A 24,704-nucleotide genomic window follows, 5' to 3' on the forward strand; every position below is an offset into this window, starting at 1 on the left:
CCCGCCGGGCGAGGGGCGGCTGGGGGGGGGGGGGGGGCCGCGCCCCCCCCCCCCCCCCCCCCCCCCCCCCCGCGCCCCCCCCCCGGCGCGGGGGCCCCCCCCCCTTCTGCATTCCGTCAGAACGGCAATGCGGACGCCGGTCAGCGCCGACGGATCTCCTTCGTCGTCGCGCCGACGTTGTCCGTCAGCCAGGCGTTCAGCGCGGTCAGGTCCCGCCAGGCGGTGCGGACCCGCTCGAGCGCCTCGCGCCCGTGCAGCCACTCGGCGAAGTCGAAGAGCCGGCCGGCGTGCAGGGACCGGTGCCGCAGCAGGTCCGCACGGGCGTCCTCGCCGCTCAGGTCGTAGCCCTTGGGCACCCGGGTGAGGCGGTCGCCGTCGACGGCCCAGCCGGCCGCGGCCAGGCGGCCCACCTCGTCCCGCAGCCGCGGGCCCTGGACGTCGTCGGCGACGGCCCGGCGGTAGCGCTCGACCTGGTCGGACTCCAGCCGCCAGGCACCGCCCGCCACCCGCAGGCCCGCGGCGGAGATCTCGACGTACCAGGCGCCCGCGCCCCGGCCCTCCGGGTTGGCGACGGCGCCCTGGTGCGTCTTGTACGGCGTCTTGTCGTTGCTGAAGCGGACGTCCCGGTAGGGGCGGAAGAGCTTAGCCGGGCCGAACTCCGCGGCCAGCTCGTCGACGAGGGCCTGCATGGGCGCCCGGACGCAGGTGTCGTACACGGCGCGGTGCCGCGTCCAGTAGGTCTTGGAGTTGTCCGCCTCCAGGCCCTCGTAGAACACCAGGCCCTCGTCGGGGAAGCCCTGGAACGTCATGCGTCTCCTCCCAGCAGGGTGTGCCAGCGGACCTCGCGCAGCGGGACCCCGGCGGCGTCGAGGGTGCGTGCCCAGCCGTCCCGGTCCCACCCGGCCGACTCGAGGAAACCGGCCATGACACGGTCGACCTCGAGCACCCAGGCGGTCAGCCGCGCCGCGCCCGTGCCGGCGGCCAAGTCGGCCACCGCCGCGAGCAGCCGGCTGCCGTGTCCCCGCCGTCCCCACCGCGGTTCCACCAGGAGGACCGCGAGCTCGGTCGTCGGGCCGGCCGGGTGCGGCTGCTCGCCGTCGGACAGCTCGGCGGGACCGAACGCGGCGAAGCCGACCACCCGGCCGCCGTCCAGGGCGACCAGCACCCCGTGCGCCGCGGTGGGCGGGGCGGTGATCGCCGCCGACCAGGCCGCCTCGGCGGCCGCGGGGTCCCAGCCCTCGAGCGCGGCCGGCGGCAGGACGTCGCGGTAGGCGGTGCGCCAGGTGTCGCCCTGCACGCGCGCCACCTCGGCGGCGTCCGCGGCGACGGCGGGGCGCACGGACACGTCCGCGGTGCCGGTCAGGCGCGGGAAGGCCGGGCGGGGTTCCACGCCGGGCAGCCTAGGTCGGGGGAGGGCGGAGGCGGACCGTCACCGGTGCACGGCAGGATCGGCGACGTGCCCGCTCCCGTCGCCGACCGGCTGCCCGCTGCCCTCGCCCGGCGCATCGCCCTGGCCGCGCAGGGCTTCGCCGACCCTCGGCCCAGCGGGGTGGTCGACAGCCGGCAGCTGCGGCGGATGGTCGACCGGCTCGGCGTCGTGCAGATCGACTCGGTCAACGTGCTGTCCCGGTCGCACTACCTGCCCGCGTTCAGCCGGCTGGGCGCCTACCGGCGGGCGGTCCTCGACGACTTCACCGCCCGCCGGCACGAGCTGTTCGAGTTCTGGGCGCACGAGGCGTCCTTCCTCCCGGTGCGGCTGCACCCGCACCTGCGCTGGCGCATGGCCGCCGCCGAGGAGCACGCCTGGGGCTCGATGGTGCGCATCCAGCGCGAGCGGCCGGGCTACGTGGCCGAGGTGCTCGACCGGGTGCGGGAGGGCGGCCCGACCAAGGCCAGCGACCTCGCCGAGCCCCGCCCGGACCGGCCCGGGCAGATGTGGAACTGGCACGCCGGCAAGGTCGCCCTCGAGTGGCTCTTCTACACCGGCGTGCTCACCGCGCGGGCGCGGACGACGTCGTTCGAGCGGGTCTACGACCTCACCGAGCGGGTCCTGCCCGCCGCCGTCCTGCAGACCCCGACGCCGGACCCCGCCGACGCCGTCCGCGAGCTCGTGCGCACTGCCGCCCGCGCGCTCGGCGTGGCCACCGAGCGGGACCTGCGCGACTACTTCCGGCTGCGGCCCGCGCAGGCGCGGCGGGCGATCGCCGAGCTCGCCGACGCGGGGGAGCTGCTGCCGGTCGAGGTGGCCGGGTGGGGCGCGCCCGCCTGGCTGGACCCGGCCGCCCGCCGGCCGCGGTGGATCCGCGCCCGTGCGCTGCTGTCCCCGTTCGACTCGCTGGTGTGGGAGCGGCCGCGGGTCGAGCGCATCTTCGGCTTCCGCTACCGGCTGGAGATCTACACGCCCGCCGCGCAGCGGGTGCACGGGTACTACGTGCTGCCCTTCCTGCTCGGCGACCGCCTGGTGGCGCGGGTCGACCTCAAGGCCGACCGCCAGGCCGGCGTGCTGCGGGCGCAGGCCACCCACGCCGAGGACGGCGTCGACCGCGCGGAGGTCGCCGCCGCGCTGGCCGAGGAGCTGTGGCTGATGGCGGACTGGTTGGAGCTCGACGACGTCGCCGTGGCGGACCGCGGGGACCTCGCGGCCGACCTCACCGCCGCGCTGCCCGCCCCGCGCCCCGTGGTCGCCTAGGCTCGACGCCCGTGGTGAGCAACGGACCGGTGGACACGCAGTACGAGGACCTCCTGCGGCGGATCCTCGAGACCGGCACGCCGAAGTCCGACCGCACCGGGACCGGCACGGTCAGCACCTTCGGTGAGCGGCTGCGCTACGACCTGTCGACGTCGTTCCCGCTCGTCACGACGAAGAAGGTGCACTTCCGGTCGGTGGCGGTCGAGCTGCTGTGGTTCCTGCGCGGTGACGGCAACGTCCGCTGGCTGCAGGAGCACGGCGTCACCATCTGGGACGAGTGGGCCGACGCGAACGGCGACCTCGGGCCGGTCTACGGCGTCCAGTGGCGCTCCTGGCCCACCCCCGACGGCGGCACGATCGACCAGATCCAGGGCGTCCTCGACACGCTGCGCAAGGACCCCGACTCCCGGCGCATGGTCGTGTCGGCGTGGAACGTCGCCGCACTGCCGGACATGGCGCTGGCCCCCTGCCACGCGCTGTTCCAGTTCGCCGTCCACGACGGCCGGCTGTCCTGCCAGCTCTACCAGCGCAGCGCCGACATGTTCCTCGGCGTCCCGTTCAACATCGCCAGCTACGCCCTGTTGACCCGCATGGTCGCCGCGCAGGTCGGCCTGGAGCCGGGCGAGTTCATCTGGGTCGGCGGCGACTGCCACGTCTACAGCAACCACGTCGAGCAGGTGCGCGAGCAGCTCTCCCGCGAGGTCCGGCCGTTCCCGACGCTGGAGATCGCCCCGGCGCCGTCGCTGTTCGACCACGCCTTCGAGTCGTTCACCCTGCAGGGCTACGACCCGCACCCGGCCATCCGCGCCGCCGTCGCGGTGTGACCGTCTCGCTCATCTGGGCGCAGGCACACGACCGGGTCATCGGCGCCGGCGGCGCCCTGCCCTGGCACCTGCCCGAGGACCTGCGGCTGTTCCGGCGCCTGACCGGCGGCGGCACCGTCGTGATGGGGCGGCGCACCTGGGAGTCGCTGCCCGCGCCCAACCGGCCGCTGCCGGGCCGGGTGAACGTCGTCCTGACCACCGACGCCGACTGGTACGCCGACGGCGCGGAGCGGGCCGGCTCGGTGGCCGGCGTGCTCGCCGCGCACCCGGACTGCTGGGTGATCGGCGGCGCGGCCGTCTACGCGGCGTTCCTCCCGCACGCGCACCGGCTGGTCGTCACCGACGTCGACCTGGCCGTCGACGGCGACACCCGCGCCCCCGTCCTCGACGACGGCTGGCAGCGCGTGTCCCGCACGCCGGGCGCGGGGTGGGAGACCTCGACGACCGGGCTGCGGTACGCCGTCTCCGAGTTCCGGCGGGATGCTGCCGGGACCGGGACGCCCGCGGCCGGTCGGTAGATTCCTCGGCATGACCACCGACCCCGCCCGGCCGTTCGGACGTGTCATCACGGCGATGGTCACCCCGCTCGCGGAGGACGGCTCGATCGACCTCGCCGGGGCCCAGGAGCTGGCCGCGCACCTGGTCGACCGTCAGGCCCACGACGGCCTCGTCGTCCTCGGCACCACCGGGGAGGCCCCCACGCTGAGCGACGGGGAGCAGCACGCCGTCCTCGAGGCGGTCATCGACGCGGTGGGCGACCGCGCCTCCGTGGTCGCTGGGGTCGGCACCAACGACACCGCGCACACCATCGAGAACGCGCGCCGGGCCGAGCGGCTGGGCGCCGACGGCCTGCTCGTCGTCACCCCGTACTACAACAAGCCGCCGCAGGCCGGGCTGCTGCGGCACTTCACCGCGGTCGCCGACTCCACCGACCTGCCGGTGATGCTCTACGACATCCCGCCCCGCTCGGTGGTGCCGATCGAGGTGGAGACGCTGGTCCGCGCCGCCGAGCACCCGCGCATCGTCGCGGTGAAGGACGCCAAGGGCGACTTCGGCGCGCTCGCCTGGACGCTGGCCCGCACCGACCTCGCCTACTACTGCGGCGAGGACATGGTCAACCTGCCGATGCTGGCCCTCGGCGCCGTCGGCGTGGTGAGCGTCGTCGGCCACCTGGCCGGCCCCCGGCTCGCCGAGCTGATCGCCGCGGTCGAGTCCGGCGACCTGGCCAAGGCGCGCGAGGTCAACGAGACCCTGCTGCCGCTGTACACCGGCATCTTCCGCACCCAGGGCGTCATCATGGTGAAGGCGGCGCTGCGCGAGCTGGGGCTGCCCGCCGGCCCCGTGCGCCCTCCGCTCGTCGACGCCACGCCCGAGCAGATCGCGCAGCTGCGCGCCGACCTCGCCGACGGAGGCATCCCCCTGTGATCCCTGCGAGCACCGCCCCGTGACCGTCAGCTCCGCCGGCACCGCCGGTCAGCCGCACCTGGACCTCAAGACGCCGCCCCCGCTGCCCGCCGGCGGCCTGCGGGTCATCGCCCTCGGCGGGCTCGGCGAGATCGGCCGCAACATGGCCGTGGTCGAGTTCGACGGGAAGCTGCTGGTCATCGACTGCGGGGTGCTGTTCCCCGAGGCCGAGCAGCCCGGCGTCGACCTGATCCTCCCCGACTTCGGGGTCATCGAGCACCGCCTCGACGACGTCGTCGCCGTCGTCCTCACCCACGGGCACGAGGACCACATCGGCGCGATCCCCTACCTGCTGCGGCTGCGCGGGGACATCCCGCTGGTCGGCTCGCGGTTCACCCTCGCCCTGGTGGCGGCCAAGCTGCGCGAGCACCGGCTGGTGCCGACCCTGGTCGAGGTCGCGGCGGGCGACGACCACGTCGCCGGGCCGTTCCACTGCGAGTTCATCGCGGTCAACCACTCGATCCCCGACGCGCTGGCCGTCGCCGTCCACACGCCCGCGGGCGTGCTGGTGCACACCGGCGACTTCAAGATGGACCAGCTCCCGCTCGACGGCGTCCTCACCGACCTCGGCGCCTTCGCCCGGCTGGGCCTCGAGGGCATCGACCTGCTGCTGGCCGACTCCACCAACGCCGAGATTCCCGGGTTCGTCACGCCCGAGCGGTCGATCGGGCCGGTGCTCGAGGACGTCTTCCGCCGCGCCACCCAGCGGCTGATCGTGTCCAGCTTCGCCAGCCACGTGCACCGCATCCAGCAGGTGCTCGACGCCGCGGAGACGCACGGCCGCAAGGTCGCCCTGGTCGGCCGCTCGATGGTCCGCAACATGGGTGTCGCCCGGGACCTGGGCCTGCTGCGGGTCGCGCCGGGGCTGATGGTGAGCCTGGACGAGGCGACGAGCATGCCGCCGGAGCAGGTGGTGCTGATCAGTACCGGCTCGCAGGGTGAGCCGCTGTCGGCGCTCGGGCGCATGGCCCGCGGCGAGCACCACCAGGTCACCATCGAGGCCGGCGACACGATCGTGCTGGCCTCCTCCCTGGTGCCCGGCAACGAGACCGCCGTCTACAAGGTCATCAACGGGCTGGCCCGGCTCGGCGCCACCGTGGTGCACAAGGAGACCGCGCGCGTGCACGTCTCCGGGCACGCCCCGGCCGGCGAGCTGCGCACCCTGCTCAACGTCGCCAAGCCGCGCTACCTGATGCCGGTGCACGGGGAGTGGCGGCACCTGCGGGCGCACGCCGCGCTGGCCGAGGAGACCGGCATGACCGCCGACCGGGTCCTCCTCGCCGAGGACGGCGTGGTGGTGGACCTGGTCGACGGCAAGGCCTCGATCACCGGGTCGGTGCCGGTGGGCAACGTCTACGTCGACGGGCTCAACGTGGGCGACGTCGGCGAGGAGTCGCTGCAGGAGCGGCGGATCCTCGGCGACGAGGGCTTCGTGGCGCTCACCGTGGTGATCGAGCCCTCGACGGGCACGATCGTCCGGCCGGTGCACCTGTCCACCCGCGGCTTCTCCGACGACCCGAGCGCCTTCGACGAGGTGCTGCACCTGGTCGAGGACAACCTCAAGCGGGAGCTCGCCGACGGTCAGCGCGACGCCCACCGGCTGTCGCAGACGATCCGCCGGACGGTCGGCAAGTGGGTGTCCGACACCCACCGCCGCCGCCCGATGATCATCCCCACCGTCCTGGAGGTGTGAGGCCCCCGCCAGGGCACCGCCCCGAGCCTGCGAGGGTGGGGAGGAGGGGGTCCTTCCGCTAGCGCACGACCTCGATCGGGTCGATGCCCTCGCCGGCCGGCAGGTCGAAGCCCCACACCTGCGCGTAGAAGGACAGCTCGCCGTCGAGGGCGGCGCGGATGTTCTCCGCCCGCCGGAAGCCGTGCTGCTCGCCGTCGAACAGCAGGTAGGCGTGCGGCACGCCCTTCTCCCGCAGCGCCGCGACCATCACCTCGGCCTGCTCCGGCGGGACGACGCGGTCCTCGGCGCCCTGGAACACCGCCAGCGGGGTGTCCAGCGCGTCGACCTGCGTGATCGGCGAGCGCTCGGCGTACACGTCGGCGCCCTCCGGCCACGGCGCGACCAGCCCGTCGAGGTAGCGGGACTCGAACTTGTGCGTGTCCGAGGCCAGGGCGCCGAGGTCGGCGACGCCGAAGTGGCTGGCGCCGGCGGTGAAGACGCCGGGCCGCAGGGTGAGCGCGGCCAGCGTCGTGTAGCCGCCGGCCGAGCCGCCGCGGATGGCCATGCGGGCGGGGTCCACCCGGCCGGCGTCGGCGAGGGAGCGGGCGCAGGCGACGACGTCGTCGAGGTCGACGACGCCCCACCGGCCCTGCAGCGCGTCGCGGTAGCGGCGGCCGTAGCCGGTGGAGCCGCGGTAGTCGACGTGCGCCACGCAGAAGCCGCGCGAGGTGAAGTACTGGATCTCCAGGTCCAGCACGCGCGGGTGGGCCGACGTCGGGCCGCCGTGCACCATCACGATCAGCGGCGGCAGGTCCCCCTCGGGCGCGGTGGCCTCCGGGTTCGCCGGCGGGTAGACCGCGGCGTGCGCCTCGGCGATGCCGGTGCCGCGCTCCTCGGTCGGGAAGGTCAGGTGCTCCGGCGCGGAGAACCAGGCCGGGTCCAGCCCCAGGTCGCGCGCCGGGCGCAGCACCTCGCTGCGCCCGGAGAGGTCCGCGCGCAGCACCACGGGCTCGCTCGCCGGGCTGCCGGCCACGCAGACGACGGCGTCGCCGAGCCCGGTGAGGTAGCGCAGGGCGGTCCACCCGGGCAGCGCCACCTCCCGCGTGGTCCCGTCGGCCTCCACCACGACCAGCCGGTCCCCTCCCTCCCCGCCGGCCGCGGCGACCACCCGGCCGCCGGGCAGCAGGACGAACCGGCGGGAGCCGAAGACCCACTGCGGCCCGGCGATCTCGGTGCCGGTGTCGAGGACCAGCTCCGCCTCACCGCCCGGCCGCCACCGCCACAGCGACCACACGTCGGTGCGGTCGCAGCAGAACCACAGGGTGCCGTCGTCGGCCCAGGTGGGCTGCACGGCCGACTCGCCCGGCCCGCCCGCGACCACGGTCTCGGTGCCGTCGGCGGCGCGGACGACCAGCTGCGCGGCGTCCCAGGGCATGTCCGGGTGGTGCCACTGCAGCCAGGCCAGCTGCCCGCCGGGGCCGGGCCGGGGGTCGGAGACGAAGTCCGGCCCGCCGACCAGCACCTCGGCGGTGCCGTCCGGCGCCAGCCGCACCACCTCGTCGACGACGTCGGCCGCGGCGCCGGAGGCGGTGTGCGTCTCCCGGACGGCGAGCAGCGACCCGTCGGCGTCCGGGGTCAGGTCGGCGTACCGCACGCCGGCCGGCAGCTCCGGCTCGGGCGTGACGGCGACGGGTGCCTCGTCGCCGGGGGACAGCCGGTACAGCCGCTGGTCGTCGAAGTGGGTGAACCACAGCGTGCCGCCGGCGACCGCCCACGCCGCCCCGCCGTACTCGTGCACCCGGGTGCGGGCGTTCCAGGGGGAGGGGAGGACGTCGGTCGTGGTGCCGTCGGCCGCGCGCCGGACCAGCGCCGACCGGCCGCCCTCGCCGGGGCGTGACTCGGACCACCAGACGTCGCCGCCGTCGACGGCGACCTCGCCGAGGCGCGCGGCCGCGCGGACGACGAGTGCCGAGGTGATCGGGGTGGGCCAGCTGCCGTACGGGACGGGGGAGGAGGTCGGCATGCAGCGACCGTAGGCGGGGGACACGATCACGCGCCTTCCTGGGAGGACGCCGGCCGGCGGCTACCGTCGACGCATGCCTGCCCGCACCACGCCCTCGCGCCGGCCGGCCGGCTCGGCCCCGAAGGGCCGGTCCGGGTCGACGGCCTCCGGCAAGCGGCCGGCCCCGCGCACGCCCGCCCGCAACGGCAACCGCAAGCCGCCCGCCCGCAAGCCCGCCCCCAAGCAGGGGCCGGGCGCGGCCGCCGGTGCCTTCCGGGCCGCCGCGGGCGCCTGGTCGCTGGTCGCCCGCGGCGCCGGCGGGCTGGCCCGCTCGATCGCCCGCCCGGAGGAGGCCGAGCCGCTGGCCCCCGAGCACCGCCGCGACGGTGCCGGCCTCGCCGTCCTCGGGCTCGCCGTCGTGCTCGGCGCCGCCGCCTGGTTCGACGGCATCGGCCCCGTGGGCGCGGGCCTGGCCGACGGCGTCCGCTGGATCGTCGGCTCCCTGCTCGTCGTCCTGCCCGCGCTGCTGTTCCTCGTCGCGCTGCGGCTGCTGCGCCGCGCGCCGCGCCCGGAGGCCCGCGGCCGGCTTGCCATCGGCTGGGTGTGCGCCACGCTCGCGGTGCTCGGCATCGCCTCCGTCGTCGGCACCCCCGCCGACCCGATGGGCGGGGAGCCCGGCTCGGGCGGCCTGGTCGGCTGGGCCGTCGGGACGCCGCTGACCGCCGGGCTCGGCGCCGTCGTGGCCGTCGTCCTGCTCTCCCTGCTCGCCGTCTTCGCGGTCCTCGTGCTCACCGGGACCCCGCTGCACCAGGTGCCCGAGCGGCTGCGCGAGCTCGTCGGCCGGGGCGGCGACGAGGAGTGGGACGAGGACGGCTACGACGAGGAGTGGGCCGAGGAGGAGCCGGAGGCCCCGGTCAAGCCGCGCCGCTCCAAGCGCGCCGCGCTGGCCGAGGTGCTCGACGAGGACGCCCCCGACCTCACCGCCACCGGCCCGATCGACCACGTGCCCACCGCCGACGTGCGGGAGGCCGTCCGGCACGAGCCCGCGCCCGAGCCGGCGCCCGCCGCGCCCCGGCGGCCGGCCGTCGTCGACCGGACGGCGCCGCCGGAGGACCTCCCGCCGGTCGAGGAGCCGCAGCAGCTGGTCATCGAGCCGGTCGAGGGCGACTACGTGCTGCCCTCGATCACCTCGCTGCGCCCGGGCACCCCGCCGCGGGCCCGCTCGCAGGCCAACGACGCCGCCATCGAGGCGATCACCGGCGTCCTCGAGCAGTTCAACGTCGACGCCGCGGTCACGAGCTTCACCCGCGGCCCGACGGTCACCCGCTACGAGATCGAGCTCGGCCCCGCGGTCAAGGTCGAGAAGATCACCGCGCTGACCAAGAACCTCGCGTACGCGGTCGCCAACGACAACATCCGCATCCTCGCCCCCATCCCGGGCAAGTCCGCGGTCGGCGTCGAGGTGCCCAACACCGACCGCGAGACCGTCAGCCTCGGCGACGTCATGCGCTCGACCGTGGCCAAGCAGGACCCGCACCCGATGCTCGTGGGCCTGGGCAAGGACATCGAGGGCGGCTTCGTCTGCGCCAACCTCGCGAAGATGCCGCACCTGCTGGTCGCCGGCGCGACCGGCTCCGGCAAGTCCAGCTGCGTCAACTCGGTGCTGGTGTCGCTGCTGCTGCGGGCCACGCCCGACCAGCTGCGGATGATCCTGGTCGACCCGAAGATGGTCGAGCTCACGCCCTACGACGGCATCCCGCACCTGATCACGCCGATCATCACCGACCCGAAGAAGGCCGCCACCGCGCTGGCCTGGCTGGTCGAGGAGATGGAGCAGCGCTACCAGGACATGCGGGCGTCCGGCGTCCGGCACATCGACGACTTCAACCGCAAGGTCGAGCGGGGCGAGATCGTGGCGCCGCCGGGCAGCGAACGGGTCTACCGGCCCTACCCGTACATCCTCGCGATCGTCGACGAGCTCGCCGACCTCATGATGGTCGCCCCGCGCGACGTCGAGGAGTCGATCGTCCGCATCACCCAGAAGGCGCGCGCGGCCGGCATCCACCTCCTGCTCGCCACCCAGCGGCCCTCGGTCGACGTCGTCACCGGCCTGATCAAGGCCAACGTGCCCTCGCGGCTGGCGTTCTCCACCTCCAGCCTCACCGACAGCCGGGTCATCCTCGACCAGCCCGGCGCGGAGAAGCTGATCGGCATGGGCGACGCCCTGTTCCTCCCGATCGGCGCCGGCAAGCCGATCCGCGTGCAGGGCGCCTACGTGTCCGACGCCGAGATCGAGGCGGTCGTCGAGTTCACCAAGCGCCAGGCCGAGCCGGAGTACCGCGAGGAGGTCTTCAGCGCCGCGCAGGGCGAGAAGAAGGAGGTCGACGAGGACATCGGCGGGGACCTGGACCTGCTGTGCCAGGCCGTCGAGCTCGTCGTCACCAGCCAGTTCGGCTCGACGTCGATGCTGCAGCGCAAGCTGCGGGTCGGCTTCGCCAAGGCCGGCCGGCTCATGGACCTCATGGAGACCCGGGGCGTCGTCGGCCCGTCGGAGGGCTCCAAGGCCCGCGACGTGCTGGTCAAGCCCGACGAGCTGGAGTCGGTCCTGTTCACGCTGCGTGGCGGGACCCTCCCCGCGGGCGAGGGCTGAGCGGGGGAGCGGGCGGCGTCACCCCCGCTCGGCAGGGGAGGGTGGCGCCCGGCGCCTACGATGGGCCGGTGACAGCTCCGACCGGCCCTGCCCGCACGGTGGCGGTGGTGACCCTCGGCTGCGCCCGCAACGAGGTCGACTCGGAGGAGCTGGCCGGCCGCCTGGCCGCCGACGGCTACCGACTGGTCGAGGACCCCGAGGGCGCCGACGCCGTCCTGGTCAACACCTGCGGGTTCATCGAGTCGGCCAAGAAGGACTCGGTCGACGCCATCCTCGCGGCCACCGACAGCGGCGCCGAGGTGGTCGCCGTCGGGTGCATGGCCGAGCGCTACGGCTCCGAGCTGGCCGGGGCGCTGCCCGAGGCCACCGTGCTCGGCTTCGACGACTACGCCGCGATCGGCGACCGGCTCGACGACGTCCTCGCCGGCCGGCCGCTGGTCCCGCACTCGCCGCGCGACCGCCGCACGCTGCTGCCGATCAGCCCGGTGGCCCGCACCGCCGCGGCCGCGTCTGCGGAGGCGCCGGCCATCCCCGGCCACGGCTGGGTGCAGCGCCGCCGGCTGGCCTCCGGTCCCTCCGCCGCGCTCAAGCTCGCCTCCGGCTGCGACCGGCGGTGCGCCTTCTGCGCCATCCCGGCCTTCCGCGGCTCGTTCGTCTCCCGCCCCCCGGCCGAGGTCCTCGGCGAGGCCCGCTGGCTGGCCGGGCAGGGCGTGACCGAGCTGGTGCTGGTCAGCGAGAACTCCACCTCCTACGGCAAGGACCTCGGCGACCTGCGCTCGCTGGAGAGGCTGCTGCCGCAGCTGGCCGCGGTCGAGGGCATCGCCCGGGTGCGGGTGGCCTACCTGCAGCCGGCCGAGCTGCGCCCGGGGCTGCTCGAGGTCATCGCCGCGACCGACGGCGTCGCGCCGTACTTCGACCTGTCGTTCCAGCACTCCTCGGCCGGCCTGCTGCGCCGGATGCGCCGGTTCGGCGGCACCGACGACTTCCTCGCGCTGATCGAGCGCGCCCGGTCGCTGGCGCCCACGGCCGGGTTCCGGACCAACGTCATCCTCGGCTTCCCGGGGGAGACCGAGGACGACGTCGCCGAGCTCGAGCGCTTCCTCACCGAGGGCCGCCTCGACGCCGTCGGGGTGTTCGGCTACTCCGACGAGGAGGGCACCGAGGCGATCGGCCTGCCGGGCAAGCTCGGCCGGGCCGAGATCGACGCCCGCGTCCGGCGGATCACCGAGCTGGTCGAGGAGCTCACCGCCCAGCGCGCCGAGGACCGCGTCGGCGAGCGCGTCGAGGTGCTGCTCACCGAGGACCTGTCGGCGGAGGAGGGCCGGGGCGTCTGGGCCGGCCACGCCGCCCACCAGGACCCCGACGCCGACGGCACGACCACGGTGACCGGCGTCCCCGCCGACGCCCGGCCCGGGCAGCTGCTCGCGGCCGAGGTGGTCGGCACCGAGGGCGTCGACCTGGTCGCGGCCGCCCTCGAGCCCGCCTCCCTCCCGGCCGGGCGGTGAGCGGGCGGTGAGCGCCGTCCTGCCGGACCCCGCGGCGACCCCGCCGCAGTCGGCCAGGCTGGTCAACCTGCCGAACGCGCTCACCGTCCTGCGGCTGGCCCTGGTGCCGGTGTTCGCCGTCCTGCTCCTGTCCGACGGCGGCATGGACGACGACCGCCGCGTGTGGGCGACGGTGTTCTTCGCGCTGGCGATCATCACCGACCGCTACGACGGGCTCATCGCGCGCCGCACCGGCCAGGTGACCGAGTTCGGCAAGCTCGCCGACCCCATCGCGGACAAGGCGCTCACCGGGACCGCGCTGGTCGGGCTCTCGGTGCTCGGGCTGCTGCCCTGGTGGGTGACGCTGACCATCCTCGTCCGCGAGGTCGGCGTGACCCTGCTGCGGTTCTGGGTCATCCGGCACGGCGTCATCGCCGCCAGCCGCGGCGGCAAGGCCAAGACCGTCGTCCAGGCCCTGGCCATCGGGCTGTACACCCTGCCGCTGACCGGGGTGCTGGCCAGCGCCCGCTGGTGGGTCATGGCCGCCGCCGTCGTGCTCACGCTGGTCACCGGCCTCGACTACGTCTACCGCGCGCTGACCCTGCGCCGCACCAGCGCCCGGGCCATGCGCGCCGCCGCCGCGCGGCGCGCCGCCGGGCCCACCGGCTCGGTCACCGACAGCGCGGCCTGAGGCCGGGGCCGCCCCGGGAAGTGCGTGCCGGCCTGCGGCGTTACGCCATGAGCGGACGCGTCCGCGTCGGCTCCATCCCGGGCGGGCGGGCCGCGTACCGTGGGCGCACGGCACCCGCGGGTGCCGCCGCTCTTCCCTCTGCCAGACAGGAGACGGCCATGACGCTGCTGCGCACCCAGCTCGGGCGGACCCTGCGCGGTCACCGGCTGCAGCAGCGGCGCACGCTGCGCGACGTCTCCGGTGCCGCCCGGGTGAGCCTGGGCTACCTCTCCGAGGTCGAGCGCGGGCAGAAGGAGGCCTCCTCCGAGCTGCTCGCCTCCATCTGCGACGCCCTCGACGTCGAGCTCGCCGACCTGCTGGCCGAGGTGAGCTCCGGACTGCGGGGCGCCGACACCCGCGTCCGCCCGCTGGCCCCCACGGGCACCGCCCCCGCCGAGGAGGCCGCGGCCGAGCCGGCCGCCGCGTCGGCGCCCGCCGCCGAGGCCGCGCCCGTCGCCGAGCCCGCGCTCGCGCTGGTCGGCGCCGAGAAGCCGGCCCGCGCCGGGCTGCGCGCCGTCTCGCTCGCCGCGTAGCCGCCCACCGCGGCGGGCGCGCCGCCCCGCCGCGGTGCCGGGCGTCGCGCCCCCCGCCGTGGCAGGGTGATCCCGGGGGAGACCGCCCACCGGCGGGCGGTCGGCTGCTCCGGGAACCTGCGGAGGTCGCCGTGCGGTACCTGTTCCGGCCACCGGGGACCGAGGGTGCCCGGCTGCTCGCGCTGCCGTGGCACCAGCCGCTGGAGGAGTGGGACCCGGACCTGCTGCTCGAGGTCCCGCAGCGCGGCATCTCCCGGCACGTCGTCCGCTTCGTCGCCGAGCAGGACCAGGTCTTCGCCCTCAAGGAGATCGCCGAGCCGCTGGCCCGGCACGAGTACGCGCTGCTCGGCGAGTTCGAGGAGGAGGGCCTGCCGGCGGTCTCGGTGCTCGGCGTCTGCGTGGACCGGCCCGGCGGCCAGGACGCGATCCTGGTGACCCGGTACCTCGAGTACTCGATGTCCTACCGCTACCTGTTCTCCCGGCCCAGCGCCCGGCAGTCGGTGGACCAGCTCATGGACACCATGGTGGTGCTGCTCGTGCGGCTGCACCTGGCCGGCGTCTTCTGGGGCGACTGCTCGCTGTCCAACACCCTCTTCCGCCTCGACGCCGGGGCGCTGGCCGCGCACCTGGTCGACGCCGAGACCGCCGAGCGGCACCCGCAGCTGTCCCGCGGCCAGCGCCACTACGACCTCGACCTCGCGCGGGAGCGGGTCGGCGCGGAGCTGCTGGACCTGCAGTTCGGCGAGCTCCTGCCCGACGGCGTCGACCCCATCGAGGTGGCCGAGAGCCTGCCCCGCCGCTACGAGCTGCTGTGGGACGAGGTCACCCGCGAGGAGGTCTTCTCCGCCGACGAGCAGCGCTACCGGGTGGCCGAGCGGCTGCGGCGGCTCAACGACCTCGGCTTCGACGTCGGCGAGGTCGAGCTCGTCACCTCCGACGAGGGCGCCCGGCTCCGGGTCGAGACCCGGGTCTCCTCCCCGGGCCAGCACCGGCGGGAGCTGTTCCGGCTGACCGGCCTGGAGGTGCAGGAGAACCAGGCCCGCCGGCTGCTCAACGACCTGCGCTCCTACCGCGCCTACCTCGAGCAGAAGACGGGCCGGCCGGTGCCGCAGGCCGAGGCCAGCACCCGCTGGCTGACCGAGGTGTACCAGCCGGTCGTCGACGCGGTCCCCAAGGAGCTCGCCGGGCGCCTGGCGCCGGCCGAGGTGTTCCACGAGGTGCTCGAGCACCGGTGGTTCCTGTCCGAGCAGGCCGGCCGCGACGTCGGGGCGCGGAAGGCCCTCCGGTCCTACCTCGAGAACGTGCTCTCCCGGACCCCCGAGGAGATCACCACGCCGTCGGTCATCGCCCGGCGCACCTGAGGCGGAGCGCCGCCGCTGTCGCAGGTCACGCCCGGTTAACGGCCGGGTTGCGCACTCCTGTGATCAGGGCCACGGTACTGATCACGCGGTGATCGTCGGTGCCCGCCGAAACGGAGGCGATGAGTCTTGTCCATCGCAGGACGGATCCCGGAGACCGGAGCCGGTCGACCACACCAGGACCGGCGCAGGCGGCGACGCCGCGCGCTGGGCAGCGCGGCCACCGCGGCGGTGGTGGCGTCCACGCTGGCCGCCTGCGGCGGTGACGGGGACGGCGGGACCCCGACCCTGACCTGGTACATCAACCCCGACTCCGGTGGCCAGGCGACGATCGCCGAACGCTGCTCCGAGGAGTCGGACGGGGCCTACACGATCGAGGTGTCCCAGCTCCCTCGTGACTCGCCCGCCCAGCGCGAGCAGCTGGTCCGCCGGCTGGCGGCCGAGGACGAGTCGATCGACCTCATGAGCCTCGACGTGGTGTTCCCGCCGGAGTTCGCCCAGGCGGGCTTCCTCGCCCCCGTCCCGGAGGACGTCGCGCAGGAGGTCAGCGAGGGCGTGTTCCAGGGGGCGCTGGACTCCGCCACGTGGGACGGCGAGCTCGTCGCGGTCCCCTTCTGGTCGAACACCCAGCTCCTCTGGTACCGGAAGTCCGTGGCGGAGGCGGCGGGGCTCGACATGACCCAGCCGGTCACCTGGGAGCAGCTGATCGAGGCCGCGGAGGGCCAGGACAAGCTCCTCAGCGCCCAGGGCCGGCGGTCGGAGTCCCTGATGGTGTGGTTCAACGCGCTCCTCGAGTCCGCCGGTGGCCAGTACATCGTCGAGAGCGGGGACACCCCCGAGAGCATCCAGTTCGGTCTCGCTACCCCCGAGGCCGACCGCGCCGCCGAGGTGATGGCCGCCGTGGCCAACTCCTCCGCGGTCGGCCCCGGCTTCACCACGTCCAACGAGGACACCAACGCGAGCGAGTTCGAGAGCGACGACGCAGGCTTCATGGTCAACTGGCCGTTCGTCTACGCCCAGGGCGTCGGCAAGGTCGAGGCCGGGACGCTGGACCAGTCGGCGATCGACGACTACGGCTGGGCGCTGTACCCCGCCGTCGACGAGGGGACGCCGAGCGCGCCTCCCCTGGGCGGGATCGACATCGCCGTGTCGGCGTTCAGCCGGTACCCCGACCTCGCCTACGAGGCGGTCACCTGCATCGTCCAGGACGAGAACCAGGCCGAGTACATGGTGACCAACGGCAACCCGGCGTCGTCGGTCGCGGTGTACGACGACCCCGAGGTGCAGGAGGCCTACCCGATGGCCGACACCATCCGCGAGTCCCTGGAGCTGGCGGCGTCCCGCCCGCTCACGGCCTACTACAGCGAGGTCCTGGGGTCCTTCCTCCGCGAGTACCACCCACCGGGCTCGGTCGACGACCAGACCGGTGAGCGAACGGAGACCCTGACCCAGGCCATCCTCTCAGGGGAGCAGCTGCTATGAGTCAGACGACGCTGCCGCCGGTCGAGAAGACCCAGCCGGTCTCGGCGCCCCGCGGCACGATCAGCGACCGGTCCCGGGCCGAGCGCAAGCTCGGCTGGATGCTGGCCGGCCCGGCCTTCGTGGTCATGCTGTTGGTGACCGCCTACCCGATCATCCAGGCGGTCTACTACTCGCTGTTCAACTACCGGCTGACCGACCCCGAGAACCGGTCCTTCGACGGCCTCGGCAACTACTGGGTGATCCTCACCGACGGCGTGTGGTGGCAGGCCATCCTCGTCACCGTGATCATCACGGTGGTCACGGTGGCCGTCGAGCTGGTGCTCGGCTTCGCCCTGGCCCTGGTGATGGCCAAGGCCCTCAGCTCGATCCGCCCGGTGGTCCGGGCCGCCATCCTGATCCCCTACGCGGTGATCACGGTCGTGTCGGCCTACGCCTGGCAGTTCGCCTTCAAGATCAACACCGGTTTCGTCAACAGCTGGTTCGCCTGGCTGCCGGGCGTCAGCGACACCACCGACTGGTTCGGCGGCCAGGCCTCGTCGCTGTTCGTCATCTGCCTGGCCGAGATCTGGAAGACGACGCCGTTCATCTCGCTGCTGCTCCTGGCGGGCCTGGCCCAGGTCCCGGAGGTGCTGCAGGAGGCCGCCAAGGTGGACGGCGCCACCTGGTGGCAGCGCATGTGGCGGGTCACCATCCCCAACATGAAGGCCGCCATCATGGTGGCGCTGCTGTTCCGGACCCTGGACGCGTTCCGGATCTTCGACAGCATCTTCATCATGACCGCCGGCGCGAACAACACCGAGTCGGTCTCGTTCCTCGCCTACCGGCAGACGATCTCCCGGGTGGAGATCGGCCTCGGCTCGGCCGTCTCCGTGCTGCTCTTCCTGTCGGTGGTGCTCATCGCCTTCAGCTTCATCAAGGGATTCCGGGTCGACCTGGCCCAGGCACGAGGGGAGCGCTGATGTCGACCAAGGAGAAGACCTGGTGGTGGATCGGCGGCGCCCTGATCGTCCTCTACTGCCTGTTCCCGATCGCCTGGATCGTCTCGCTGTCGTTCAAGACGACGGCGGACCTCGCGAACCAGTCGTTCCTGCCGTCGGCCTGGACGTGGGAGAACTACTCGACGATCCTCACCGGCTCGGCGAGTGACCTGTTCCTGCCGGCGCTGCGCAACAGCTTCGGGATCTGCCTGATCGCGACGTTCATCTCGTGCATCCTCTCGATGTTCGCCGCGTACGCGATCGCCCGGCTGGACTTCCCGGGCAAGAGGCTCATCCTCGGCACCGCGCTGGCCGTGGCGATCTTCCCGGTCATCTCGATCGTCACGCCGCTGTTCAACCTGTGGCGGCAGATCGGGCTGTACGACACCTGGCCGGGCCTGATCATCCCCTACCTGTCGCTGACCCTGCCGATCTCCATCTGGACCATGTCGGCGTTCTTCCGGGAGATCCCCTGGGAGATGGAGCAGGCGGCCCAGGTCGACGGTGCGACCACCTGGCAGGCGTTCCGCAAGGTGATCGTCCCGCTGGCCGCACCCGGGGTGTTCACCACGGCGATCATCGCCTTCTTCATCGCCTGGAACGACTTCGCGTACGGCATCTCGCTCACCTCGACGAACGCCGCCCGCCCCGTCCCGGCCGCGCTCGGCCTGTTCTCCGGCGCGTCCCAGTTCCAGGACCCCACCGGTGCCATCGCCGCGGCGGCGGTGATCGTCACCATCCCCGTCGTCGTCCTCGTGCTCCTGTTCCAGCGGCGCATCGTCGCCGGTCTCACCAACGGCGCGGTCAAGGGCTGACCCGGCCGTGCCCACCATCCCGCCGACCCATCGAGGGGACGAGATCTGATGGCCTCCATCGAGATGAAGAACATCGTCAAGCAGTACGGGGACGGCTACCCGGCTGTGAACGACGTCAGCCTGGACATCGCCGACGGCGAGTTCATGATCCTCGTCGGCCCGTCCGGCTGCGGGAAGTCGACGCTGCTGCGGATGATCGTCGGGCTCGAGGACATCACCAGCGGCGACATGCTCATCGGCGGCAAGCGCGTCAACGAGCTGGCGCCGCGCGAGCGCAACCTGTCGATGGTCTTCCAGAACTACGCGCTGTACCCGCACATGACGGTGTTCGAGAACATCGCCTTCCCGCTGCGGCTGTCGAAGACGCCCGACGACGAGGTCCGGCGCCGGGTGAACGAGGCCGCCGACGTGCTCGAGCTCAAGGAGCACCTCGAGCGCAAGCCGGCGAACCTCTCCGGTGGTCAGCGGCAGCGCGTCGCGATGGGCCGGGCCATCGTGCGCCAGGCCGAGGCGTTCCTCTTCGACGAGCCGCTGTCCAACCTCGACGCCAAGCTGCGCGGCCAGATGCGCACCGAGATCAGCCGGCTGCAGCGCCGGCTGGGCATCACGACCGTCTACGTCACCCACGACCAGACCGAGGCGATGACCCTCGGGGACCGGGTCTGCGTCCTGCGCAAGGGGAGGATCCAGCAGGTCGCCTCGCCACGGGAGCTCTACGAGCAGCCGGTCAACCTGTTCGTCGCCGGGTTCATCGGCTCGCCGCCGATGAACTTCCTGCCGGCGACGCTGGAGGGCAACGCCCTGCAGACGCCGTTCGGGCAGGTGGAGCTCGACGAGAAGCGCGTCGCCGCCGTGCGGGGCCGCGACCTGCTGCTGGTCGGCATCCGGCCGGAGTACTTCGAGGACGCCTCGCTCGTCGACGAGGCCAAGCGGCCGCACGGGTCGGTCTTCCGCGCCCGCGTCGACGTGACCGAGTGGCTGGGCGACTCGCAGTACGCCTACATCCCCTACGAGGCGCCGGAGGCGATCACCGCCCAGCTGCGTGACCTCTCCCGCGAGCTCGACTCCGAGGAGCTGCGCACCCAGGCGATCGTGTCGATCGACGCGACCAGCCGCATCCGCGAGGGCCGGGACGCGGAGTTCTGGCTCGACAGCCGGAAGATCCACGTCTTCGACCCGCAGACGGGTGAGAACCTCACCCGCGACGCGGAGGCCGGCGCCCGGCTCACCCAGCTGGCCGAGGAGGACCGGGTCGGGCAGGTGCAGGACGCGCAGGCGAGCGGGCAGACCGTCGGCTCCAGCGTCATCTCCGGGAGCACCGGGCCGTCGGGGTCCTCCGGGTCGTCCGGGGCCCACCGGGCGAGCGCCTGAGGGAGGACCGGACCCTCCCCGTGGACCACCGCCGCCCGTGGTGGCGGACGGCGGTGGTCTACGAGGTCTACCTGCCCAGCTTCGCGGACGGGACCGGGGACGGGCTGGGCGACGTCCCCGGCCTGCGCGGCCGGCTGCCGTACCTGGCCGACCTCGGCGTCGACGCCCTGTGGGTCACCCCCTGGTACCCGTCGCCGATGGCCGACGGCGGCTACGACGTCGCCGACCACCGCGACGTCGACCCGCGGTTCGGCACCCTGGCCGACGTCGACGCGCTGCTCGCCGAGGCGCGCGCGCTCGGGCTGCGCGTCGTCGTCGACCTCGTCGCCAACCACACCTCGGCCGAGCACCCGTGGTTCCGGGCCGCCCTCGCCGGCGGTCCCGGGGCGCCGGAGCGGGCGCGCTACTTCTTCCGGGACGGCCGCGCGGGCGGCACCGAGCCGCCCAACGACTGGATCAGCGCGTTCGGCGGGCCGGCCTGGACGCGGGTGCGCGAGCCCGACGGCCGGCCCGGGCAGTGGTACCTGCACCTGTTCGCCCCCGAGCAGCCCGACCTGGACTGGACCTCGCGGGAGGTGCAGGAGGAGTTCGACGGGATCGTGCGGTTCTGGCTCGACCGCGGCGTCGACGGGATCCGGGTCGACGCCGCGCCGGCGATGGCCAAGGTGCCCGGCCTGCCCGACGCCGGGCACGGCCCGGGCGCGGTGTTCGCCAGCAGCGAGTGGGTGGACAACCCGCACTGGGACGTCGACGCGGTGCACGAGGTCTTCCGCCGCTGGCGGCGCATCGGCGACACCTACGACGGCGACCGGCTGTTCGTCTCCGAGGCCGTCGTCCGCGGGCCCGAGCGGCTGGCGCGGTACGTGCGCCCGGACGAGCTGCACACCACCTTCAACTTCGACTACCTCAGGGCGCCGTGGGACGCCGCGGCCCTGCGTGCGGTGGTCGACGGCACCCTCGCGGCGCTCGCACCCGTCGGCGCGCCGGCCACCTGGGTGCTGTCCAGCCACGACGAGACCCGGCACGTCACCCGCTTCGGCCGGGCGCACAGCGGCGCCGCCGTCATGGGCTTCGACGCGGCCGGGCCCGCCGACCTCGCCCTCGGTCTGCGGCGGGCGCGCGCCGCGGCGCTGCTGACGCTCGCCCTGCCCGGCGGGGCGTACCTGTACCAGGGGGAGGAGCTCGGCCTGCCCGAGGTCGAGGACCTGCCCGCCGACGCGCTGCAGGACCCCACCTGGGAGCGGTCCGGGCACACCGCGCGGGGCCGGGACGGCTGCCGCGTGCCGCTGCCGTGGTCGGGGGAGCGCCCGCCGTTCGGGTTCGCGCCCGACGGCGTCGCCCCGTGGCTGCCCCAACCGGCGTCGTGGCGGGACCTCACCGTCGAGGCGCAGCGGGGCGACCCGGCGTCGACACTGTCCCTGTACCGGGCGGCCCTGCGGCTGCGTCGCGAGCTCCTGGCCGAGGAGCCGCTGACCTGGCTGGACCTCGGCGCCGGCGTGCTGGCCTTCGACCGCGGGACGGCGCTGCGCTGCGTGGTCAACCTGTCCCCGGAGCCGGTCCCGCTGTCCGGGCTGGGGCGGGTGCTGCTCACCAGCGCCGCGGCCGGCGACGACCTGCCGCCGGACACCGCCGCCTGGCTGGCGCCGGCCTAGGCAGCGTCAGCCGCGGGCGGCGGCCAGCTCGGCGGCGGTGGGCGGGTCGGCGCCGACCCGCGTGCAGGTGAGCGCGGCGGCCAGCGCGGCGTCGTCGACCAGGCGCAGCAGGTCGTCGTCGGACAGCGCCTCCAGCGCCGCGCGGGAGGTGACCCCGGCGGCGAGCAGGCCGGCGAAGAACCCGGCGGCGAGGGTGTCGCCGGCGCCGACGGTGTCGGCGACGGTCACTCGCGGCGGCTCGCGGTGCAGCAGCGGCCGGCCCGGGCGGGCGATCCGCAGCGGCGCCCCGCCGTCGGTGAGCAGCACCAGCGCCGGCCCGCGGCCGGCCCAGCGCTGCGCGGTGGCGTCGAGGTCGCCGGCGGCGTCGGGCTCCAGCCAGCCGAGGTCCTCGGCGCTGACCTTCACCAGGTCGGCGACGGCGACCAGCCGGTCGAGCCGGGCCCGGACGGCGCCGGGGTCGTTGCCCAGCGTGGCGCCGACCGGGCCGCCGGCCAGCATCGGGCGCAGGTTGGGGTCGACGCTGACCAGCGCGCGGCCGGCCAGCCGCTCGGCCAGCCGGGCGATCGCGTCGCACCCCGGCGGGGTCCAGCTGGAGATGGAGCCGACGTGCAGCAGCGCCGTCGTCTCGGGGACGACGGCGGCCAGCTCCTCGTCGGTCCACTGCCAGTCGGCGGCGCCCTGCACGTGGAAGCCGTAGTCGGCGGACCCGTCCGGGCCCAGCCCGACGACGGCGAGGCTCACCGGCTCGGTCGCGGCCACCATGCCGCGGGTGTCGACGCCGGACAGCTCCGCGTGCCGCCGCAGCGCCGGGGCCAGCGGGCCGGTGCCCAGGCGGGCCAGCAGCGCCACCGGGGCGCCCAGCCGCCCGGCGGCGACGGCGACGTTGAGGGCGTTGCCGCCGGGCCGCGCCACGTACTGCGGCGCGGTGCCCTCGGGACCGGCGTCGGCGTCGGGGACCGGCAGCAGGTCGACGACGAGCTCGCCGAGGACGGTGAGGGTGGGGACGGCGCTGTCCATCGGCCGACCCTAGCCCGGCGCGGCCCGGTTCTCCGGGGATCCCCGGACGGGGGACGCCGGCCGGACCGGGGACGTCCCTGTTGGCCGGGACACCGTTCCTGCTGGGACGATGACGGGGAGAACCGCCGTGGCACCGCGGCGGTGCGGGAGCCAGGAGGCGGCGCGGGACCGCGCCGGAGCAGGAGGAGCCCAACATGCCCAACCCGATCGTCAAGCTCTGGCGGTACCTGACCGCGTCGGCCAACGCGCAGATCGACCAGCGGGCGGACCCGAAGATCCAGATCCAGCAGGCGATCGAGGCCGAGCAGCAGCGGCACCAGGCGCTGGCCAACCAGGCCGCCGCCGTCCTCGGCAACCAGCGGCAGCTGGAGATGCGGCTGAACCGGCAGCTCGGCGAGGTGGAGAAGCTGCAGGCCTCGGCCCGCCAGGCGCTGGTGCTGGCCGACCAGGCCCGCGGCCGGGGGGACGCGCCCAAGGCCGGCGAGTACGAGCAGGCCGCGCAGGCGTTCGCCACCCAGCTGGTCGCCGCCGAGCAGGCGATGGAGGACCTCAAGCGCAGCCACGACGAGGCGCTGCAGGCCGCCGAGCAGGCGCGCGGCGCCGTCGAGCAGAGCCGGATGCGGCTGCAGACGACGCTGGCCGAGCGCACCAAGCTCATGAGCCAGCTCGAGCAGGCCAAGATGCAGGAGCACGTGGCCGCCTCGATGCGCCAGGTCAACGAGCTGTCCGCGCCGGGCAACACCCCGAGCCTGGCCGAGGTCCGCGACAAGATCGAGGCCCGCTACGCCAACGCGCTCGGCCAGGCCGAGCTCGCGCAGACCTCCGTCGAGGGCCGCATGCTCGAGGTGCAGAAGGCGACCCTCGACGTCGCCGGCGCCTCCCGGCTGGAGCAGATCCGCGCGGCGATGGGCGGGCAGCCCGCCGTCGAGGGCGGCACCGGTGCGGCGGGGGCGATCGGCCCGGGCACGGCGTCGCCGTCGTTCGAGAAGACCGAGCAGACCGCCCAGCGTCCCGAGAACGCCTGAGCGACGACGCACGCGGGCCCGGTCACCTGACGGTGACCGGGCCCGCGGCGTCCCTAGTGGGCGTTGGCCAGCGGCGGCGGGCGGCCGGGCTCGCCGGTGCGGGCCGCCGGGTCGACGGGCGCGTCGGTGGCCTGGCAGGTCGGACACCAGTAGGTGATCCGCTCCTGCAGGTCCGGGCCCTGGTCGCCGCGCAGGATCGGGGTGCCGCAGCGGTAGCAGAGCTTGTCCTTGCGGCCGTACACCCAGTGGTCGCGGCCGCGGCGCAGGTCGCCGGTGGTGCTCTGCTCGGGGCGGTCCCGGTTGGCCAGCATCAGGGTGCGCGTGCGATCGACCAGCCCGGGCAGGTCCTCGACGTCGGCCACCCGCATCCACGGGTGCACCCCGCAGACGAACAGCCCCTCGACCTTGTAGAGGTTCCCCGGCCCGCACAGGTTGCGCTGGTCGAGGATCGCGACGCCGATCTGCTCGTCGGGGTGCGACCGCAGCCGGCGCAGCGCCTCGTCGAGGTCCCAGTCCGGCCCGAGGACGTCGGGGCCGAGGTGGCCGACGACCTGGTCCTCGTCGGTGGTGCGGACCATCGTGACGTCGTGCAGCCGGTAGCCGACGCAGTCCCACTGGTCGGTGGCGAGGACCGCGCGGATGGAGAACGCCGGCCCGCCGCGCCACCGCGCGCCCTTGCGGTAGATGTGCCAGCTGCCGTCCATCCGGTAGTGGGTGCGCAGCGTCCAGCCGTCGGTGAACCGGGTGAGCATGTGCTTGCCGCGGGGGACCACCTCGCGGACCGTGCGGCCCGTGAGGTCGGTGGCGGCCAGCTGCGGCACGCGCAGCTCGCCGCGGCGCAGCGTCTGGCCGGCCAGCGCGGTGTTCATGCGCTTGGCGGCCAGCCAGACGGTGTCTCCCTCGGGCACCTCCCCAGTGTCCCCTGCGCGCATCCGCGCTGCTCGGGAGCGAGGGACGTC

At 74.6% G+C, this 24,704-nt stretch carries 21 protein-coding genes; 16 read left to right on the forward strand and 5 right to left on the reverse strand.

Translation table 11 applies throughout. The annotated features are described in order from the left end of the window. Positions 1 to 140: 140 nt before the first annotated feature. Both ACI79L_RS22180 and ACI79L_RS22185 read right to left on the reverse strand, forming a co-directional pair. On the reverse strand, positions 141 to 809 hold the full coding sequence (locus ACI79L_RS22180; protein WP_456938871.1) for a DUF2461 domain-containing protein: 669 nt from the start codon (positions 807 to 809) through the stop codon (positions 141 to 143). After that, a complete protein-coding gene (locus ACI79L_RS22185) occupies positions 806 to 1,390 on the reverse strand; it encodes an N-acetyltransferase family protein (RefSeq protein ID WP_456938872.1) in 585 nt (194 codons plus the stop codon). Before ACI79L_RS22185 ends, ACI79L_RS22180 begins: the two co-directional genes overlap by 4 nt. A 66-nt stretch (positions 1,391 to 1,456) precedes the next feature. On the opposite strand from ACI79L_RS22185, the gene ACI79L_RS22190 reads away from it, so the two are divergent. From ACI79L_RS22190 to ACI79L_RS22210, 5 genes are read left to right on the forward strand one after another with little or no spacing between them, the layout of a single operon-like run. Beyond that, on the forward strand, positions 1,457 to 2,689 hold the full coding sequence (locus ACI79L_RS22190) for a winged helix-turn-helix domain-containing protein (protein WP_456938873.1): 1,233 nt from the start codon (positions 1,457 to 1,459) through the stop codon (positions 2,687 to 2,689). An 11-nt stretch (positions 2,690 to 2,700) separates the two neighbouring features. After that, complete coding sequence (locus tag ACI79L_RS22195; protein ID WP_456938874.1) at positions 2,701 to 3,513, forward strand: thymidylate synthase; 813 nt, start codon at positions 2,701 to 2,703, stop codon at positions 3,511 to 3,513. Then, a complete protein-coding gene (locus ACI79L_RS22200; protein WP_456938875.1) occupies positions 3,510 to 4,031 on the forward strand; it encodes a dihydrofolate reductase in 522 nt (173 codons plus the stop codon). The genes ACI79L_RS22195 and ACI79L_RS22200 overlap by 4 nt, the downstream gene beginning before the upstream one ends. A 10-nt stretch (positions 4,032 to 4,041) precedes the next feature. Continuing rightward, positions 4,042 to 4,938, forward strand: a complete 897-nt coding sequence (dapA, locus tag ACI79L_RS22205) for a 4-hydroxy-tetrahydrodipicolinate synthase (protein WP_456938876.1) — start codon at positions 4,042 to 4,044, stop codon at positions 4,936 to 4,938. Positions 4,939 to 4,957: 19 nt separating this feature from the next. Next, entirely contained in the window at positions 4,958 to 6,670 is a 1,713-nt protein-coding gene (locus ACI79L_RS22210) for a ribonuclease J (protein WP_456938877.1), read from the forward strand. A gap of 58 nt (positions 6,671 to 6,728) precedes the next feature. On the opposite strand, the gene ACI79L_RS22215 is transcribed toward ACI79L_RS22210, so the two are convergent. Next, complete coding sequence (locus ACI79L_RS22215) at positions 6,729 to 8,672, reverse strand: dipeptidyl-peptidase 5 (protein ID WP_456938878.1); 1,944 nt, start codon at positions 8,670 to 8,672, stop codon at positions 6,729 to 6,731. A gap of 73 nt (positions 8,673 to 8,745) precedes the next feature. On the opposite strand from ACI79L_RS22215, the gene ACI79L_RS22220 reads away from it, so the two are divergent. The 10 genes from ACI79L_RS22220 to ACI79L_RS22265 all read left to right on the forward strand — a co-directional run bounded on the left by ACI79L_RS22220 (position 8,746) and on the right by ACI79L_RS22265 (position 21,703). Further along, entirely contained in the window at positions 8,746 to 11,301 is a 2,556-nt protein-coding gene (locus tag ACI79L_RS22220; protein WP_456938879.1) for a DNA translocase FtsK, read from the forward strand. A gap of 68 nt (positions 11,302 to 11,369) precedes the next feature. Next, a complete protein-coding gene (locus ACI79L_RS22225; RefSeq protein WP_456938880.1) occupies positions 11,370 to 12,806 on the forward strand; it encodes a MiaB/RimO family radical SAM methylthiotransferase in 1,437 nt (478 codons plus the stop codon). A 7-nt stretch (positions 12,807 to 12,813) separates the two neighbouring features. Next, on the forward strand, positions 12,814 to 13,476 hold the full coding sequence (gene pgsA, locus ACI79L_RS22230; protein WP_456930326.1) for a CDP-diacylglycerol--glycerol-3-phosphate 3-phosphatidyltransferase: 663 nt from the start codon (positions 12,814 to 12,816) through the stop codon (positions 13,474 to 13,476). A gap of 158 nt (positions 13,477 to 13,634) precedes the next feature. Next, on the forward strand, positions 13,635 to 14,048 hold the full coding sequence (locus tag ACI79L_RS22235) for a helix-turn-helix domain-containing protein (RefSeq protein ID WP_456938881.1): 414 nt from the start codon (positions 13,635 to 13,637) through the stop codon (positions 14,046 to 14,048). Between the two features lie 131 nt (positions 14,049 to 14,179). After that, a complete protein-coding gene (locus tag ACI79L_RS22240) occupies positions 14,180 to 15,409 on the forward strand; it encodes a DUF4032 domain-containing protein (RefSeq protein WP_456930324.1) in 1,230 nt (409 codons plus the stop codon). Between the two features lie 231 nt (positions 15,410 to 15,640). Continuing rightward, a complete protein-coding gene (locus ACI79L_RS22245) occupies positions 15,641 to 16,888 on the forward strand; it encodes an extracellular solute-binding protein (protein ID WP_456938882.1) in 1,248 nt (415 codons plus the stop codon). Next, the gene (locus ACI79L_RS22250) at positions 16,885 to 17,847 is read left to right on the forward strand and encodes a carbohydrate ABC transporter permease (RefSeq protein ID WP_456930322.1); all 963 of its coding nucleotides are present in this window, start codon (positions 16,885 to 16,887) and stop codon (positions 17,845 to 17,847) included. The genes ACI79L_RS22245 and ACI79L_RS22250 overlap by 4 nt, the downstream gene beginning before the upstream one ends. Beyond that, positions 17,847 to 18,680, forward strand: a complete 834-nt coding sequence (locus ACI79L_RS22255; protein ID WP_456938883.1) for a carbohydrate ABC transporter permease — start codon at positions 17,847 to 17,849, stop codon at positions 18,678 to 18,680. The genes ACI79L_RS22250 and ACI79L_RS22255 overlap by 1 nt, the downstream gene beginning before the upstream one ends. A 48-nt stretch (positions 18,681 to 18,728) precedes the next feature. After that, a complete protein-coding gene (locus tag ACI79L_RS22260; RefSeq protein ID WP_456938884.1) occupies positions 18,729 to 20,051 on the forward strand; it encodes an ABC transporter ATP-binding protein in 1,323 nt (440 codons plus the stop codon). Between the two features lie 20 nt (positions 20,052 to 20,071). Then, positions 20,072 to 21,703 (forward strand): glycoside hydrolase family 13 protein, encoded by a 1,632-nt coding sequence (locus tag ACI79L_RS22265; RefSeq protein ID WP_456938885.1) that lies wholly within the window; start codon positions 20,072 to 20,074, stop codon positions 21,701 to 21,703. A 6-nt stretch (positions 21,704 to 21,709) separates the two neighbouring features. On the opposite strand, the gene ACI79L_RS22270 is transcribed toward ACI79L_RS22265, so the two are convergent. After that, complete coding sequence (locus tag ACI79L_RS22270; RefSeq protein WP_456938886.1) at positions 21,710 to 22,720, reverse strand: PfkB family carbohydrate kinase; 1,011 nt, start codon at positions 22,718 to 22,720, stop codon at positions 21,710 to 21,712. Between the two features lie 194 nt (positions 22,721 to 22,914). Between ACI79L_RS22270 and ACI79L_RS22275 the strand changes: the two genes are divergently transcribed. After that, positions 22,915 to 23,745 (forward strand): PspA/IM30 family protein, encoded by an 831-nt coding sequence (locus tag ACI79L_RS22275; RefSeq protein ID WP_456938887.1) that lies wholly within the window; start codon positions 22,915 to 22,917, stop codon positions 23,743 to 23,745. Between the two features lie 53 nt (positions 23,746 to 23,798). Here ACI79L_RS22275 and ACI79L_RS22280 read toward each other — a convergent pair whose 3' ends face one another. Continuing rightward, complete coding sequence (locus ACI79L_RS22280) at positions 23,799 to 24,653, reverse strand: DNA-formamidopyrimidine glycosylase family protein (protein WP_456938888.1); 855 nt, start codon at positions 24,651 to 24,653, stop codon at positions 23,799 to 23,801. Positions 24,654 to 24,704 lie beyond the last annotated feature (51 nt).

Source organism: Geodermatophilus sp. SYSU D00684 (genome assembly GCF_054050455.1).

What these genes read in the sequence shown, in the direction of transcription:
- ACI79L_RS22180 (WP_456938871.1), bottom strand. Translation starts at nt 809, where the DNA reads ATGACGTTCCAGGGCTTCCCCGACGAGGGCCTGGTGTTCTACGAGGGC.
- dapA (WP_456938876.1), top strand. Translation starts at nt 4,042, where the DNA reads ATGACCACCGACCCCGCCCGGCCGTTCGGACGTGTCATCACGGCGATG.
- ACI79L_RS22215 (WP_456938878.1), bottom strand. Translation starts at nt 8,672, where the DNA reads ATGCCGACCTCCTCCCCCGTCCCGTACGGCAGCTGGCCCACCCCGATC.
- ACI79L_RS22220 (WP_456938879.1), top strand. Translation starts at nt 8,746, where the DNA reads ATGCCTGCCCGCACCACGCCCTCGCGCCGGCCGGCCGGCTCGGCCCCG.
- ACI79L_RS22235 (WP_456938881.1), top strand. Translation starts at nt 13,635, where the DNA reads ATGACGCTGCTGCGCACCCAGCTCGGGCGGACCCTGCGCGGTCACCGG.
- ACI79L_RS22250 (WP_456930322.1), top strand. Translation starts at nt 16,885, where the DNA reads ATGAGTCAGACGACGCTGCCGCCGGTCGAGAAGACCCAGCCGGTCTCG.
- ACI79L_RS22255 (WP_456938883.1), top strand. Translation starts at nt 17,847, where the DNA reads ATGTCGACCAAGGAGAAGACCTGGTGGTGGATCGGCGGCGCCCTGATC.
- ACI79L_RS22260 (WP_456938884.1), top strand. Translation starts at nt 18,729, where the DNA reads ATGGCCTCCATCGAGATGAAGAACATCGTCAAGCAGTACGGGGACGGC.
- ACI79L_RS22270 (WP_456938886.1), bottom strand. Translation starts at nt 22,720, where the DNA reads ATGGACAGCGCCGTCCCCACCCTCACCGTCCTCGGCGAGCTCGTCGTC.
- ACI79L_RS22275 (WP_456938887.1), top strand. Translation starts at nt 22,915, where the DNA reads ATGCCCAACCCGATCGTCAAGCTCTGGCGGTACCTGACCGCGTCGGCC.